Source organism: Streptococcus sanguinis SK355, assembly GCF_000212855.1.
Classification (GTDB): domain Bacteria; phylum Bacillota; class Bacilli; order Lactobacillales; family Streptococcaceae; genus Streptococcus; species Streptococcus sanguinis_A.
The window spans coordinates 612,126-625,786 of the sequence record NZ_GL890993.1; the positions used below are offsets into that span (position 1 = coordinate 612,126).

The 13,661-nt window shown below is 44.9% G+C and carries 15 protein-coding genes and 1 pseudogene; 15 read left to right on the plus strand and 1 reads right to left on the minus strand.

Features of this window, described 5'->3' with window-relative positions; translation table 11 throughout:
* Positions 1–56: 56 nt before the first annotated feature.
* Genes purM through purH form a run of 4 tightly spaced genes read left to right on the plus strand, consistent with a single transcriptional unit; the run spans position 57 to position 3,685 of the window.
* Positions 57–1,079 carry a phosphoribosylformylglycinamidine cyclo-ligase gene (purM, locus tag HMPREF9389_RS08295; RefSeq protein ID WP_002928658.1) on the plus strand — a complete coding sequence of 341 codons (1,023 nt, stop codon included), beginning with the start codon at positions 57–59 and terminating at the stop codon, positions 1,077–1,079.
* Complete coding sequence (purN, locus tag HMPREF9389_RS08290; RefSeq protein ID WP_002928659.1) at positions 1,076–1,627, plus strand: phosphoribosylglycinamide formyltransferase; 552 nt, start codon at positions 1,076–1,078, stop codon at positions 1,625–1,627. The genes purM and purN overlap by 4 nt, the downstream gene beginning before the upstream one ends.
* A gap of 44 nt (positions 1,628–1,671) precedes the next feature.
* The gene (locus HMPREF9389_RS08285) at positions 1,672–2,136 is read left to right on the plus strand and encodes a GNAT family N-acetyltransferase (RefSeq protein ID WP_002928661.1); all 465 of its coding nucleotides are present in this window, start codon (positions 1,672–1,674) and stop codon (positions 2,134–2,136) included.
* 1 nt (position 2,137) lies between these two features.
* Positions 2,138–3,685: a bifunctional phosphoribosylaminoimidazolecarboxamide formyltransferase/IMP cyclohydrolase gene (gene purH / locus HMPREF9389_RS08280; RefSeq protein WP_002928666.1), complete on the plus strand. Its 1,548-nt coding sequence runs from the start codon at positions 2,138–2,140 to the stop codon at positions 3,683–3,685.
* Between the two features lie 135 nt (positions 3,686–3,820).
* On the opposite strand, the gene HMPREF9389_RS08275 is transcribed toward purH, so the two are convergent.
* Positions 3,821–5,776, minus strand: coding sequence for a GBS Bsp-like repeat-containing protein (locus HMPREF9389_RS08275; RefSeq protein ID WP_002928668.1), 1,956 nt, complete (start codon positions 5,774–5,776; stop codon positions 3,821–3,823).
* Between the two features lie 320 nt (positions 5,777–6,096).
* Between HMPREF9389_RS08275 and purD the strand changes: the two genes are divergently transcribed.
* The 11 genes and pseudogenes from purD (at position 6,097) to purB (ending at position 13,518) form a co-directional block, all read left to right on the plus strand.
* Entirely contained in the window at positions 6,097–7,362 is a 1,266-nt protein-coding gene (gene purD, locus HMPREF9389_RS08270; RefSeq protein WP_002928670.1) for a phosphoribosylamine--glycine ligase, read from the plus strand.
* A gap of 196 nt (positions 7,363–7,558) precedes the next feature.
* Positions 7,559–8,050 carry a 5-(carboxyamino)imidazole ribonucleotide mutase gene (gene purE, locus HMPREF9389_RS08265; protein WP_002928671.1) on the plus strand — a complete coding sequence of 164 codons (492 nt, stop codon included), beginning with the start codon at positions 7,559–7,561 and terminating at the stop codon, positions 8,048–8,050.
* The gene (gene purK, locus HMPREF9389_RS08260) at positions 8,037–9,116 is read left to right on the plus strand and encodes a 5-(carboxyamino)imidazole ribonucleotide synthase (protein WP_002928674.1); all 1,080 of its coding nucleotides are present in this window, start codon (positions 8,037–8,039) and stop codon (positions 9,114–9,116) included. The genes purE and purK overlap by 14 nt, the downstream gene beginning before the upstream one ends.
* Positions 9,117–9,263: 147 nt before the next feature.
* Entirely contained in the window at positions 9,264–9,899 is a 636-nt protein-coding gene (locus HMPREF9389_RS08255) for a YdcF family protein (RefSeq protein WP_002928675.1), read from the plus strand.
* A 14-nt stretch (positions 9,900–9,913) separates the two neighbouring features.
* On the plus strand, positions 9,914–10,141 hold the full coding sequence (locus tag HMPREF9389_RS08250) for a hypothetical protein (protein ID WP_002928687.1): 228 nt from the start codon (positions 9,914–9,916) through the stop codon (positions 10,139–10,141).
* A 3-nt stretch (positions 10,142–10,144) separates the two neighbouring features.
* A complete protein-coding gene (locus HMPREF9389_RS08245) occupies positions 10,145–10,837 on the plus strand; it encodes an aspartate/glutamate racemase family protein (RefSeq protein WP_002928689.1) in 693 nt (230 codons plus the stop codon).
* Between the two features lie 2 nt (positions 10,838–10,839).
* Positions 10,840–10,935: pseudogene (locus tag HMPREF9389_RS12080) on the plus strand (hypothetical protein); the annotation flags it as partial.
* A gap of 1 nt (position 10,936) precedes the next feature.
* On the plus strand, positions 10,937–11,203 hold the full coding sequence (locus tag HMPREF9389_RS08240; protein WP_002928690.1) for a hypothetical protein: 267 nt from the start codon (positions 10,937–10,939) through the stop codon (positions 11,201–11,203).
* Positions 11,204–11,234: 31 nt separating this feature from the next.
* Positions 11,235–11,447, plus strand: a complete 213-nt coding sequence (locus HMPREF9389_RS0111245) for a phosphoribosylaminoimidazole carboxylase (protein WP_235787862.1) — start codon at positions 11,235–11,237, stop codon at positions 11,445–11,447.
* 2 nt (positions 11,448–11,449) lie between these two features.
* Positions 11,450–12,205 (plus strand): hypothetical protein, encoded by a 756-nt coding sequence (locus HMPREF9389_RS08235; RefSeq protein WP_032906280.1) that lies wholly within the window; start codon positions 11,450–11,452, stop codon positions 12,203–12,205.
* A 17-nt stretch (positions 12,206–12,222) separates the two neighbouring features.
* On the plus strand, positions 12,223–13,518 hold the full coding sequence (purB, locus tag HMPREF9389_RS08230) for an adenylosuccinate lyase (RefSeq protein ID WP_002928693.1): 1,296 nt from the start codon (positions 12,223–12,225) through the stop codon (positions 13,516–13,518).
* Positions 13,519–13,661 lie beyond the last annotated feature (143 nt).

Genomic DNA, 13,661 nt, shown 5'->3' on the forward strand with positions numbered 1-13,661 from the left:
GAGGTCAGCGGTAGTTGTCGCAATCTTTTTCAAAAATAAGAGTAAGGAAGAAAATTATGACAAATAAAAATGCATACGCTCAATCCGGTGTGGATGTTGAAGCAGGTTATGAAGTTGTTGAGCGAATCAAAAAGCATGTGGCACGTACAGAGCGGGCTGGTGTCATGGGAGCACTGGGTGGCTTTGGCGGCATGTTTGACCTGTCTCAGACTGGGGTCAAGGAGCCAGTACTGATTTCTGGTACGGATGGGGTCGGAACCAAGCTCATGCTGGCCATTCAGTATGACAAGCACGATACCATTGGGCAGGACTGTGTGGCTATGTGTGTCAATGACATCATCGCTGCAGGAGCTGAGCCCCTTTACTTCCTGGACTATATTGCCACTGGGAAAAATGAACCGGCAAAACTGGAGCAAGTTGTCGCAGGTGTGGCTGAAGGCTGCGTCCAGTCTGGATCTGCCTTGATTGGTGGAGAAACCGCTGAAATGCCTGGTATGTACGGTGAAGATGATTATGACCTAGCTGGTTTTGCGGTTGGGGTCGCTGAGAAGTCAGAGATTATTGATGGCTCTAAAGTCGCTGAGGGCGATGTCCTTCTGGGATTGGCGTCAAGTGGTATCCACTCAAATGGTTACTCGCTCGTTCGCCGGGTTTTTGCAGACTACACTGGTGAAGAAGTCTTACCAGAATTGGAAGGTAAGCAACTTAAAGAAATCCTGCTTGAGCCGACTCGTATCTATGTCAAGGCTTTGCTGCCGCTGATTAAGGAAAAGCTGGTTCATGGGATTGCCCATATTACTGGTGGTGGTTTTATCGAAAATGTGCCCCGCATGTTTGCCGATGACTTGGCTGCTGAGATTGAAGAAGACAAGATTCCAGTCTTGCCGATTTTTAAGGCCTTAGAAAAATATGGTCACATCAAGCACCAAGAAATGTTTGAAATTTTCAATATGGGGTTAGGAATGATTTTGGCCGTAGCTCCTGAAAATGTGAATCGTGTCAAAGAACTTCTTGACGAGCCTGTTTATGAAGTCGGCCGGATTGTCAAAAAAGAAAATGAAAGTGTCCTTATCAAATGAAAAAAATTGCCGTTTTTGCTTCGGGGAATGGATCAAATTTCCAAGTGATTGCTGAGCAGTTTCCTGTTGAATTTGTCTTTTCAGACCATCGCGATGCCTATGTGCTAGAGCGGGCGGATAAACTAGGTGTCAAAAGCTATGCCTTTGAGCTTAGAGAGTTTGACAGTAAGGCGGCGTACGAGCAGGCTATTGTAGACCTTCTAGAAGAGCACCAGATTGACTTGGTTTGCCTAGCAGGCTATATGAAAATCGTTGGGCCAACCTTGCTTGGCGCCTATGAAGGACGCATTATTAATATCCACCCAGCCTATTTGCCCGAATTTCCAGGAGCACATGGTATTGAGGATGCTTGGCAGGCTGGCGTCTCTGAGAGTGGCGTGACCATTCATTGGGTGGACTCGGGTGTGGACACTGGAAAAATTATCCAGCAAGTGCGCGTGCCGCGTTTAGCCGAGGACACGCTGGAAAGCTTTGAAGAACGTATTCATGAGGCGGAGTACAAGCTTTATCCCATAGTACTGGAGAGTTTAGGGGTGGGGAGAAGATAAGAAGTAAATCAAGTTTTGATTGTGCAATATTGCTAGGAGAAAAAATGATTGAGCTGAAATTAGTAGATGAGAGCAGTTTTCAGGCAGTGCTGGATTTGAAAATATCAGAAGCTGATGAACGAGCACGTTTCGTAGCTCCAAATGTGCGCTCTTTAGCTGACGCATGGCTCTACCGGAAAAATGAAGATGTGTTTCCGATGGCAATCTATTGGGATGAGCAAGTGGTTGGCTTTCTTCTGCTGGAAATAGACAAGGATGAAGCGGAATACTTTATCTGGCGGATAATGATTGGTCAGCAGTACCAAGGAAGAGGTTATGGTCGAAAGGCCTTGGAAGTTCTGATCAAAGAGGCTCAGATGAATAGAGATTGCAGTCATATTGTTGCAGATTATGTGGTTGGAAATGAAAAAATGAAGCACCTGCTAACTAGTCTGGGTTTTCAGGAAACAGGATTTATAGAAGAAAATAACGAAATCGCTATGCGCTTGGACCTAAAGAAAGAGGAATAGAATGACGAAAAAAGCTTTAATCAGCGTCTCAGACAAGACAGGTATTGTAGAATTTGCGAAAGAGCTGAAAGCTCTGGGATGGGATATCATCTCAACCGGTGGTACCAAGGTGGCCCTAGACAATGAAGGAGTGGACACGATTGCCATCGATGATGTGACTGGTTTTCCAGAGATGATGGATGGCCGTGTCAAGACCCTCCATCCAAATATTCACGGTGGGCTCCTCGCTCGTCGCGATTTGGATAGCCACCTGCAAGCGGCCAAGGACAATCAGATTGAGCTCATTGACCTGGTCGTGGTGAACCTTTATCCTTTTAAGGAAACCATTCTCAAGCCAGGTGTAGAGTATGCGGATGCGGTGGAAAATATTGACATCGGTGGGCCTTCTATGCTTCGCTCTGCAGCTAAAAATCATGCCAGCGTGACGGTTGTTGTAGATCCAGCTGATTATGCTCTTGTTTTGGAAGAGTTGGCAGCAAATGGCCAAACGACCTATGAAACGCGTCAACGTTTGGCAGCCAAGGTTTTCCGTCACACAGCGGCTTACGATGCCTTGATTTCAGAATACTTCACAGCTCAGGTGGGCGAAAGTAAGCCTGAAAAGCTGACCTTGACCTATGAACTCAAGCAGCCCATGCGCTACGGGGAAAATCCCCAGCAGGATGCGGATTTCTATCAGACTGCTTTGCCACTGGACTATTCCATAGCTTCCGCCAAGCAGCTGAATGGAAAAGAGTTATCCTTCAATAACATTCGTGATGCCGATGCGGCCATTCGGATTATTCGAGATTTTAAGGATCGACCAACTGTTGTGGCGCTAAAACATATGAATCCTTGCGGTATTGGTCAGGCGGATGATATTGAGACAGCTTGGGACTATGCTTATGAGTCTGATCCGGTTTCCATTTTTGGTGGGATTGTTGTCCTCAACCGCGAAGTAGACGCTGCGACAGCTGAGAAGATGCACGGTATTTTTCTGGAAATCATCATTGCACCGAGCTACACGGCAGAAGCGCTAGCTATTTTGACCAATAAAAAGAAAAATCTGCGGATTTTGGAGTTGGCTTTTGATGCGCAGACAGCCTCTGGATCCGAGAAGGAAGTGACTGGTGTTCTGGGCGGTCTTCTTGTGCAAAATCAAGATGTTATCGAGGAAAATCCAGCTGATTGGCAGGTCGTGACCAAGCGCCAGCCGAACGAGCAGGAGCGTGTGGCTTTGGAATTTGCCTGGAAGTCCGTCAAATATGTCAAATCCAACGGGATCATCATCACTAATGACCATCAGGTGCTGGGAGTCGGTCCTGGTCAGACCAACCGTGTGGCTTCTGTCAAGATTGCTATTGAGCAAGCTAAAGATCGCCTTGACGCTGCCGCTCTGGCTTCTGACGCTTTCTTCCCTTTTGCGGACAATATCGAAGAAATCGCAGCAGCTGGTATCAAAGCCATCATCCAACCGGGTGGATCTGTCCGTGATGAGGAGTCTATTATCGCAGCTGACAAGCATGGCTTGACTATGATTTTCACCGGTGTACGGCATTTTAGGCATTAAGAAATATAAAAAATCCTCGGGTCAACCGAGGATTTTTGAGTAGTCTTATACTCAATGAAAATCATGAACAAACTAAGCAGGAGTAGTCTGCTCAAAGCACTGGTTTGAAGTGGTTTTGAGGAGTGCGAAAGCGACTTATTTAGGGTAGATATAGGTCAGGCGACCCCAGTAGGAAGCAGTTGGGTCAAACCAGCCACGGAAGTTGCTGATGTACTGCTTGCCGAGATAGTTAGACTCTTGGATCTGGATGCGGGTATTGGATTCGACATGAGTCACAACACCGACGTGGCCGTAGCCGCCGTCATCCCAGCAGGCGATGGCGCCAACCTCAGGCGTACTGCCGGTACGGAATCCAGCTCTTCTGGCACTAGCTGCCCATTGACCGCCGTTGCCCCACCAATTTCCAGCCCAAGGAGCTAGAGCTTTAGCTCCCCAAGTGCATTGGCCGACAGGATAAGTTGTCGCATTAGCAGCGGCATAGTTAGGCTGAATATTAGCTGATTGAACGCTTGATTTCTCAACCTGATAGCTAGTTCCAGTCAGACCAGTCAGTTGTCCCGCTTTTCTACGATAGACATGGGTGTTAAATAGACCGCTCCCCTTGTGATTCTGAGTATCCACGGTGAATTTGTAAGTTCCATTGCCGACCTTATTTGCAGTATACCATTTGATATCATCTTGCCCATTGACTTCTGACCAAGTTGGCAGAACAATATCGCCATCTCCGTAGGCGTCTGTCACGGTCACCTCATAGCGATTGGCCTCAGTTTTCCTGACTGCAACCTTGGCTTGAATTTGGTCGGTAGACATTGAGACGGTATCTGCTGCGTAGTTGTGTTCGCTACCATCATTGTAAGTGACATAGACATGATTATTATAGGTCCCAGACAAAGCCTGATGATTGCGGATATCAAAGGTCGCACTGAAGGTTCCGTCTCCGTTAGGCGTTGCCTTATACCATTTAAGATTACTCTGATTACTAGTGCTCCAAATGGGAACTTGGACAGACTTTATAGGTTTAGATAAAGCTGTTTCAGCGATTTTTACAGTATAGGTTCCTTGTTTGGGGTTGATATTTTCTACAGTAAAAATCGGCTTTTGCTCCTCTTCAGAAGGCAATTTTCCACTATCAATTTGTACAGTATTCCCTGAGAGACCTGTTAAGTCAGACTTAACATAACTTTCACCGTAAAGGTGGATATTGTAAGTCCCAGTGTCGTAGTTATGCTTTCTGAGTTCCACCCGAGCGCTGTAGCTACCATCTGGATTTTTGCTTGCTTCATACCATTGTAGATCATCTTGCCCATTTTTCTCAGACCAAGTTGGAAGAACAATTCGATGCATAGTGTCAGGTACGTTTTTGACAGTAATTTCCATGATACCGGTCTGAGGGAAGCTAGTTTCAACAGTAGGATTAGGTTTTTCTAAATTGAAAGTGGTTCCGTTTAAGCCAATCATCTTACCATCTTTATTTTCATAAGTATGAATGTGATAAGTTCCATAGCCTTTGTGATTTGAAAGTTCAAATTCAGTAATATCTTGTCCTGCATTGTACCATTTGATATCATCTTGTCCATTTTCATCAGACCAAACAGCATGTAAAATATTAGAATTTATTTGGTCTTTATTGCGATTAAAGTTAATTTGAGCGGTTTTCCCTAGGATATTAGAAGTGACATTAACGGCTGGTTTATTGAGAGTAAAGGTCGTTCCATTCAGCCCAATTAATTTTCCATAGAGATCAATATAGGTATGAACATGAAAGGTTCCGTAACCGGGATGGTTACTTAGGTCAATGTCAGTGTTAGTGGTAGTTGTTGACGGTGCTTCATACCATTTGATATCATCCTGTCCGTTCTCGTCAGACCAAACAGCGTGGAGAATACGATGAGGTTCTTGAGCTTGGGAACGGGTATAACTAATAGAGGCTGTACGATCGTTCACAGTCACATCGACATTGCTGGCACGATCAGTGGGGCCTAGAATTTTGACTTCAGATTCAGGCGATTCGACCGCATGAACTGTTGAGTGGTTCGCAAAGAGACCTAGGACAGCTCCGGATAATAAAAACAGTTTTTGATATTTCTTCATAAAACTCCTTTGTGAGAATGGTTTTGGATGGGCCCACCTGTATTATTCGGAAAACTTGTTTGAAAATGATAGTAAATTTGGCAAGTCTTGATTATTTTTTTCTAAAATGGGTACAATCCACTCAAAAAGGAGAAGGCTGAAGCCAACAATAATTATGGCGATCATATAGAAGAGATATTCTTTTTCCCATTAGAATGGAATAAAACGAACGATTGTGATATAATTTAGATAAATAATTCGTAAAAATGGTGATGATTTTTACGTGATGTGTTAGCTTGGTGCGTAAGCGCCTATGATATGAACATAGAGGTATCTTGGCTATGAAGCTTTTAGTTGTTGGTTCAGGTGGTCGTGAGCATGCGATTGCCAAGAAGTTATTGGAGTCTAAGGGTGTGGAGCAGGTGTTTGTTGCACCTGGAAATGATGGCATGACCTTGGATGGGTTGGATTTAGTAAATATTGGAATTTCCGAACATTCCAAGCTAATCGAATTTGCCAAGGAGAATGATATTACTTGGTCCTTTATTGGCCCGGATGATGCCCTGGCAGCTGGAATTGTAGATGATTTTAACCAAGCTGGGCTCAAGGTTTTCGGTCCATCTCGTTTAGCAGCTGAGCTGGAGTGGTCCAAGGATTTTGCCAAGGAAATCATGGTCAAATACGGTGTTCCGACAGCAGCCTATGGCACATTTTCCGACTTTGAGGAAGCCAAATCCTACATCGAAAAGCAAGGGGCGCCTATCGTGGTCAAGGCGGACGGCCTAGCTCTGGGCAAGGGCGTGGTCGTTGCAGAGACAGTGGAGCAAGCGGTCGAAGCAGCTCACGATATGCTCTTGGACAATAAATTTGGCGACTCGGGTGCGCGCGTGGTCATCGAGGAATTTCTTGAAGGCGAGGAGTTCTCCCTCTTTGCCTTTGTCAATGGCGATAAGTTTTACATCCTGCCGACGGCCCAGGACCATAAGCGGGTCTACGATGGGGACAAGGGACCAAATACAGGCGGCATGGGAGCTTATGCGCCAGTGCCTCACCTGCCACAAAGCGTGGTGGTCCAGTCAATTGAGACGATTATCAAGCCGGTTCTCAAAGGCATGATAGCCGAGGGCCGACCTTATCTAGGCGTACTCTATGCTGGGCTGATTCTGACAGCAGATGGCCCTAAGGTCATCGAGTTCAATGCTCGCTTTGGCGATCCAGAAACCCAGATTATCCTGCCGCGCCTGACGTCTGACTTTGCGCAGAACATCACGGATATTTTGGACAAGAAAGAGCCAGCTATCACTTGGCTGGATGAGGGGGTGACACTTGGCGTGGTTGTTGCCTCAGAGGGCTACCCGCTGGACTATGAGAAAGGCGTTGAGTTGCCAGCCAAAACAGACGGCGACATTATCACCTACTATGCTGGGGCTAAGTTTGCGGAAAATAGTAGAGCACTGCTGTCAAATGGCGGTCGAGTATATATGCTGGTCACCACAGCAGATACCGTCTCAGCTGCGCAGGAAAAAATCTACAACCAACTAGAAAAACAAGACACCACAGGCCTCTTTTACCGAACAGACATCGGAAGCAAGGCTATAAAAGATTAACAGATACTATAGTTGTCATGGCGAGCGAAAGCGAGCCACGATAGCATAATCGTCGCAGTAGTGGAACTCCTAGTAGCAAAGCTACTAGGAGCGGAAAACTGGAGACTTAGGCTCCAGTTTTAGTAATGGAACGCCATAGGCGGTCGCTTACGTCCGCACTACAATAGACGATTATCAAAAAAGAAAAGGAAAAATTATGACTAAACCAATTATTTCCATCATCATGGGCTCCAAATCCGACTGGGCCACCATGCAAAAAACAGCTGAAGTTTTAGATCGCTTCGGTGTTGCCTACGAAAAGAAAGTCGTCTCTGCCCACCGCACGCCTGACCTCATGTTTCAGCATGCGGAAGAAGCCCGCAGTCGGGGTATCAAGGTCATCATAGCAGGTGCTGGTGGTGCCGCGCATTTGCCAGGAATGGTAGCGGCTAAAACCACTCTGCCTGTCATCGGTGTACCAGTCAAATCTCGTGCTCTCAGCGGTCTGGACTCACTTTATTCGATTGTGCAGATGCCAGGCGGTGTGCCTGTGGCAACTATGGCTATTGGGGAAGCGGGAGCGACCAACGCTGCCCTGACTGCCCTTCGGATCTTGGCCATTGAAGATCAAGACCTAGCAGCAGCGCTAGCGGATTTTGCAGAAGAACAAGGAAAAATCGCTGAGGAGTCTAGTAATGAGCTCATCTAAAACAATCGGAATTATCGGTGGCGGCCAGCTGGGTCAGATGATGGCCATTTCTGCTATCTATATGGGGCACAAGGTTATCGCGCTGGATCCTGCGGCGGATTGCCCGGCCTCTCGTGTGGCAGAAATCATCGTGGCACCTTATAACGATGTGGATGCCCTGCGTCAGCTGGCGGAGCGTTGCGATGTCCTGACCTATGAGTTTGAAAATGTTGATGCCGACGGTTTGGATGCCGTTATCAAGGAGGGACAACTCCCTCAAGGAACGGACCTGCTCCGCATTTCTCAAAATCGGATTTTTGAAAAGGACTTTCTCTCAAACAAGGCGCAAGTCACCGTGGCACCCTACAAGGTCGTGACTTCTAGCCAAGACTTGGCAGATATAGACCTGTCCAAAAACTATGTCCTCAAGACTGCGACAGGTGGCTATGATGGCCACGGGCAAAAGGTCATTCGCTCGGCAGAAGACTTGGAAGAAGCCTATGCGCTGGCTGATTCGGCAGACTGCGTTTTGGAAGAGTTTGTCAACTTTGATCTTGAAATTTCTGTCATCGTGTCAGGAAATGGCAAGGATGTGACAGTTTTCCCAGTTCAGGAAAATATCCACCGCAACAACATCCTCTCTAAGACCATTGTTCCAGCTCGCATTTCAGAAAGTCTAGCTGAAAAAGCCAAAGCTATGGCAGTGCGAATAGCAGAACAATTGAACCTCTCTGGTACTCTCTGCGTGGAAATGTTTGCGACAGCTGATGACATCATCGTAAATGAGATTGCCCCACGACCACACAACTCTGGGCACTACTCCATCGAAGCCTGCGACTTCTCCCAGTTTGACACCCATATTTTAGGTGTTCTTGGAACACCATTGCCAGCTATTAAACTGCATGTGCCAGCTGTTATGCTCAATGTACTCGGTCAGCACGTCGAGGCCGCTGAAAAATATGTCACAGAAAATCCAAGCGCTCACCTCCACCTGTATGGTAAAATAGAAGCAAAGTACAACCGCAAGATGGGGCATGTGACCTTGTTTAGTGATGCGCCGGATAGTGTGGTTGAGTTTGGGGAGTAAGACAGGACCCCAGTTATAAGGTCCGTCGTCTTACCCCTGCAAGGTTGACTAGGCTTGTCGTAGCTGATAAAGTCAGCAAGAGAAGCCAGTCAACTACTGCTAGAAGGGATTGATTTTTAAGAAAACCCTACGGAGGGAATGTTATATATGAAACCAATTATCCCAAAAAGTCCAGAAGTTCCGAAAGAGTTCTCTGATAAAGAAATCTCTTTTTTAACTAAGAGTGTTTTCGGGGAAATAATCGAACCTCAGCCGTGTGATGTTTTGTTTGTTTTCAGTGGAACTCACTCAGGCCATTGGGAAAAAGCTATTGAGGCTTACCAAAAAGGTTATGTAAGACGAATCATTGTGACCGGCGGCCGAAGTTTGACAGGAACGCCTCATCCAGATTGGAATGGACATACAGAGGCAGAGGTTATTATCCAGCATCTGATGGCTGGGGGCATTCCTGAAGAAGTGATTAAATTTGAAAACTCCTCTAGCAATACTTTAGAAAACGTACTGTTTGCCAAAGAAATTTTTGATTTTAACACTGTTGAGACCGTTATGTTCATTTGCAAAAGCCACGCGACTGGTAGGCAATGGCGGACCTTGGCTCAGCACTTACCGGAGCATCTTCGCTATATCCCATATACCTTCAATGCCTTTTACAAGGATGTTGAGATTGGTCGGGATAGCTGGATGAGTACAGAAATTGGCAAGTCCAGAGTTTGGGGAGAATATCTGCGGCTTCTCCATTATGGAGAGAAGGGGGATATTTTAAAGTTAGATATTGAATTGTGATATAGGAGGTTTCTATGATTCAAATCATCGTGAATGCTTTTGTGGAAGAAGGCAAAGAAACTGCCGTTGTGGAAGTGCTCTTTGCCAGTGCCGACCATGAAAAAGTAAAAGCTAAATACCAGGAATTAAAGATTCAATATCCAAATAATTATCTGGCTATCTATGATTTGCCATTGGATACAGATCTAAGTAGCTTGCCGCACTATCCGTCAGTAGCTATAAGCAAGGAGGAGTTTAATTAGTCTATGAAAACTATTGGTCTGATTGGTGGTATGAGTTGGGAAAGCACCACATCTTACTACCAAATTATTAACGAAACCATCAAAAAAGAGCTTGGTGGCCTGCATTCTGCTAAGATTCTACTTTATAGTGTTGATTTTGCAGAGATTGAGCATTATCAGGTAGTCGGAGACTGGGAGAAAAGCGGCCAACTTTTGACAGATATTGCTCAGCGCTTGGAGCAAGCAGGTGCGGATTTCATCGTTATTTGTACCAACACCATGCACAAGATTGCTCCGCAGATACAAGAAAAGATTACGATTCCAATCTTGCATATTGCGCAGGCAACCGCGCAGGCCTTGTTGGCTGACGGTATTCAAAAAGTCGGTCTCCTAGGGACCAAGTACACCATGACTCAAGATTTTTACAAGGAAAAATTAATAGAATCTGGGTTAGAAGTGCTGATTCCAGACCAAGCTGGTATTACAGAGGTCAATCGGATCATTTATGACGAGCTCTGTCTAGGAGATATCAAAGAAAACTCAAAGCAGACTTATCTTGCCGTTATAGATGATTTGAAAAAAGCAGGCGCAGAAGCTGTTATCTTGGGTTGCACCGAGATTGGTCTCCTCGTCAAGCAATCCGATACTGACTTGCCTCTCTACGACACAACGGTAATCCATGCAGAGAAAGCCGCGGAGTGGGCGGTGAATGAATGATTATAGAAAACAAGCACAACCGCAAGATGGGGCATGTGACTGTGTTTAGTGATTTGCCGGATGAGGTTGAGGAATTTGGGAAAGGGATTGATTTTTAGGATGATAGAAGAATTTGATGATGTATTTGAAGATGATATTACTACTCTAACATTTACTTATGCGGATGATGTAGTCATTCCAGAAATTCCAGATGCAGAAGGGATTCATATTGTAGAGAGAACAAATAATCAACTAATAATAGAGCATACGCGCGATGATGATGAGGTCTATGATTATATAAAGAGTTTTGGATTAACGAGCCGTCCTATAAAACTTTCGATTGAATTTTTTGCTTACGAAGATCTTGAGGAAGAAGAAAATTTTTAGAATTTAATGGAGAAAATCTATGATTTAACTCATCGTCAACGCATTTGTTGAAAAAGAGAAAACTGGAGCAGTCGTCGAAGTCTTGTATGCTAGTAGCAATCATGAAAAGGTTAAAGCTAAGTATGAAGAGCTAGTTGCACAATATCCTGAAAACTATTTAGCCATCTATGATCTACCGTTAGATACGGATTTGAATACACTGGATCATTATCCATCTGTGTGGATTGGGAAAGAGGAGTTTTGATATTGAATAATGTTACTAATGAGATGTTATTGGATGAAATTCAAAAAATAACAATTAAGACTAATTTACTTACCATATTACCGGGAGTATTAGCATTAATTGGTGTGATAATAACATTAATTATTCAGCAAAGAAATTTGAAAAAAACTAATAAAGAACAAAAAAAACAAGATGCTTTAACATGGTTGTTAAATCTGATTCGTGATTGCCGAGAATTTTATAATGAATTTACTCCTAAGAAAAAGATATTTAAATATGTGGGTAAGTATGATGAGATAGAAAACGATATAGATTTTTCGGAATTTGAATACAATCAATTAGAGTCTATGTCTTCTAAAATTAAAGATAAAGACCCATTGCTTTCAAAATCTGAGATAAAGTCTATAAGAAAGGATTTATTTGAACAGATTAAAAAGAATCCAGAAGTTTTTGATTGGTTTAAAGAGGAATTGACAAAAAGAGAAAACGATATGGATTCGGAAATAACTGTACTTGTTAAACCTAACGCACGTAGATATTTATCTGACATAGAATTTTATCTGAGGCGAGCTCAATTAATTAAAAGTATTCAAGTTGGTTTGACATATTTAAATGTAACATTGTCAAATAGCAAGCGGTTTGCAGATTTATTACCAATTATTGACTACTTAAAAAATGAAATTAGTGTTTTCGCAAATTTAAGGGATATGTCCCAAACGTTGTCGTACGATTTTATTAAAAAAGTAGATGAAATTGAAGATTTATCAAGAAGATTATAGTTAAAGGAGAAACAACAATGATCAACCGTTACTCTCGCCCCGAAATGGCGAACATTTGGACTGAGGAAAATAAGTACAAGGCTTGGCTGGAGGTAGAGATTCTGGCTGATGAGGCCTGGGCTGAGCTGGGTGAGATTCCCAAGGAAGATGTGGCCTTGATTCGTGAGAAGGCAGGCTTTGACATTGACCGCATTTTGGAGATTGAGCAGGAGACGCGCCATGATGTGGTGGCTTTCACGCGTGCGGTTTCTGAGACGTTAGGCGAGGAGCGCAAGTGGGTGCACTATGGCCTGACTTCAACCGACGTGGTAGATACGGCCTACGGTTACCTCTACAAGCAAGCCAATGACATCATCCGTGAGGATTTGCGTCGCTTCACGGACATCATTGCAGAGCGGGCGCGGGAGCACAAGTTCACCATCATGATGGGACGGACCCACGGGGTGCATGCGGAGCCGACGACCTTTGGTCTTAAGCTTGCGACTTGGTACAGCGAAATGAAGCGCAATATTGAGCGTTTCGAGATTGCGGCTGCGGGTGTGGAAGCTGGGAAAATCTCTGGTGCGGTTGGGAATTTTGCCAACATTCCACCATTTGTGGAAAGTTATGTCTGTGAGAAATTAGGCATCCGTCCGCAGGAGATTTCGACTCAAGTCCTGCCACGTGATCTCCACGCCGAATACTTCTCAACTCTAGCCTTGATTGCGACGTCTATCGAGCGCATGGCGACTGAAATCCGTGGTCTGCAAAAGTCTGAGCAGCGCGAGGTCGAAGAGTTCTTTGCTAAGGGGCAAAAGGGTTCATCTGCTATGCCTCACAAACGCAACCCTATCGGCTCTGAAAATATGACTGGTCTGGCGCGTGTTATTCGTGGTCACATGGTGACAGCCTTTGAGAATGTGTCTCTCTGGCATGAGCGCGACATTTCCCACTCATCAGCTGAGCGGATTATCGCACCGGACACGACCATTCTCATCGACTATATGCTCAACCGCTTCGGTAATATCGTCAAGAACTTGACCGTCTTCCCAGAAAATATGAAGCGGAACATGAACTCGACCTTTGGTCTTATCTTCAGCCAGCGGGCTATGTTGACCTTGATTGAAAAAGGCATGACTCGTGAGCAAGCCTATGACTTAGTGCAGCCAAAAACAGCCCACTCATGGGATAACCAAGTGGACTTCAAACCTCTGCTCGAAGCGGACCCAGAAGTCACTTCCCGTCTGACTCAGGAAGAGATTGATGAAATCTTCAACCCAGTTTACTACACCAAGCGCGTAGATGAAATCTTCAAGCGCGTGGGGCTGGATTAGACATAAAAACGAGCCTGGGCAAAAGTCCAGGCTTTTGAATCTAAATTAGAAAAAATAGATAACGCAGTGGTTGATTGGCCTCTTTCTTCGCTTTTTAAGTTCCAAACATGACCTAATCAATTGTGCGGGGGTGGGAAGACGAC

What these genes read in the sequence shown, in the direction of transcription:
- purM (WP_002928658.1), top strand. Translation starts at nt 57, where the DNA reads ATGACAAATAAAAATGCATACGCTCAATCCGGTGTGGATGTTGAAGCA.
- purN (WP_002928659.1), top strand. Translation starts at nt 1,076, where the DNA reads ATGAAAAAAATTGCCGTTTTTGCTTCGGGGAATGGATCAAATTTCCAA.
- HMPREF9389_RS08285 (WP_002928661.1), top strand. Translation starts at nt 1,672, where the DNA reads ATGATTGAGCTGAAATTAGTAGATGAGAGCAGTTTTCAGGCAGTGCTG.
- purH (WP_002928666.1), top strand. Translation starts at nt 2,138, where the DNA reads ATGACGAAAAAAGCTTTAATCAGCGTCTCAGACAAGACAGGTATTGTA.
- HMPREF9389_RS08275 (WP_002928668.1), bottom strand. Translation starts at nt 5,776, where the DNA reads ATGAAGAAATATCAAAAACTGTTTTTATTATCCGGAGCTGTCCTAGGT.
- purD (WP_002928670.1), top strand. Translation starts at nt 6,097, where the DNA reads ATGAAGCTTTTAGTTGTTGGTTCAGGTGGTCGTGAGCATGCGATTGCC.
- purE (WP_002928671.1), top strand. Translation starts at nt 7,559, where the DNA reads ATGACTAAACCAATTATTTCCATCATCATGGGCTCCAAATCCGACTGG.
- purK (WP_002928674.1), top strand. Translation starts at nt 8,037, where the DNA reads ATGAGCTCATCTAAAACAATCGGAATTATCGGTGGCGGCCAGCTGGGT.
- HMPREF9389_RS08255 (WP_002928675.1), top strand. Translation starts at nt 9,264, where the DNA reads ATGAAACCAATTATCCCAAAAAGTCCAGAAGTTCCGAAAGAGTTCTCT.
- HMPREF9389_RS08250 (WP_002928687.1), top strand. Translation starts at nt 9,914, where the DNA reads ATGATTCAAATCATCGTGAATGCTTTTGTGGAAGAAGGCAAAGAAACT.
- HMPREF9389_RS08245 (WP_002928689.1), top strand. Translation starts at nt 10,145, where the DNA reads ATGAAAACTATTGGTCTGATTGGTGGTATGAGTTGGGAAAGCACCACA.
- HMPREF9389_RS08240 (WP_002928690.1), top strand. Translation starts at nt 10,937, where the DNA reads ATGATAGAAGAATTTGATGATGTATTTGAAGATGATATTACTACTCTA.
- purB (WP_002928693.1), top strand. Translation starts at nt 12,223, where the DNA reads ATGATCAACCGTTACTCTCGCCCCGAAATGGCGAACATTTGGACTGAG.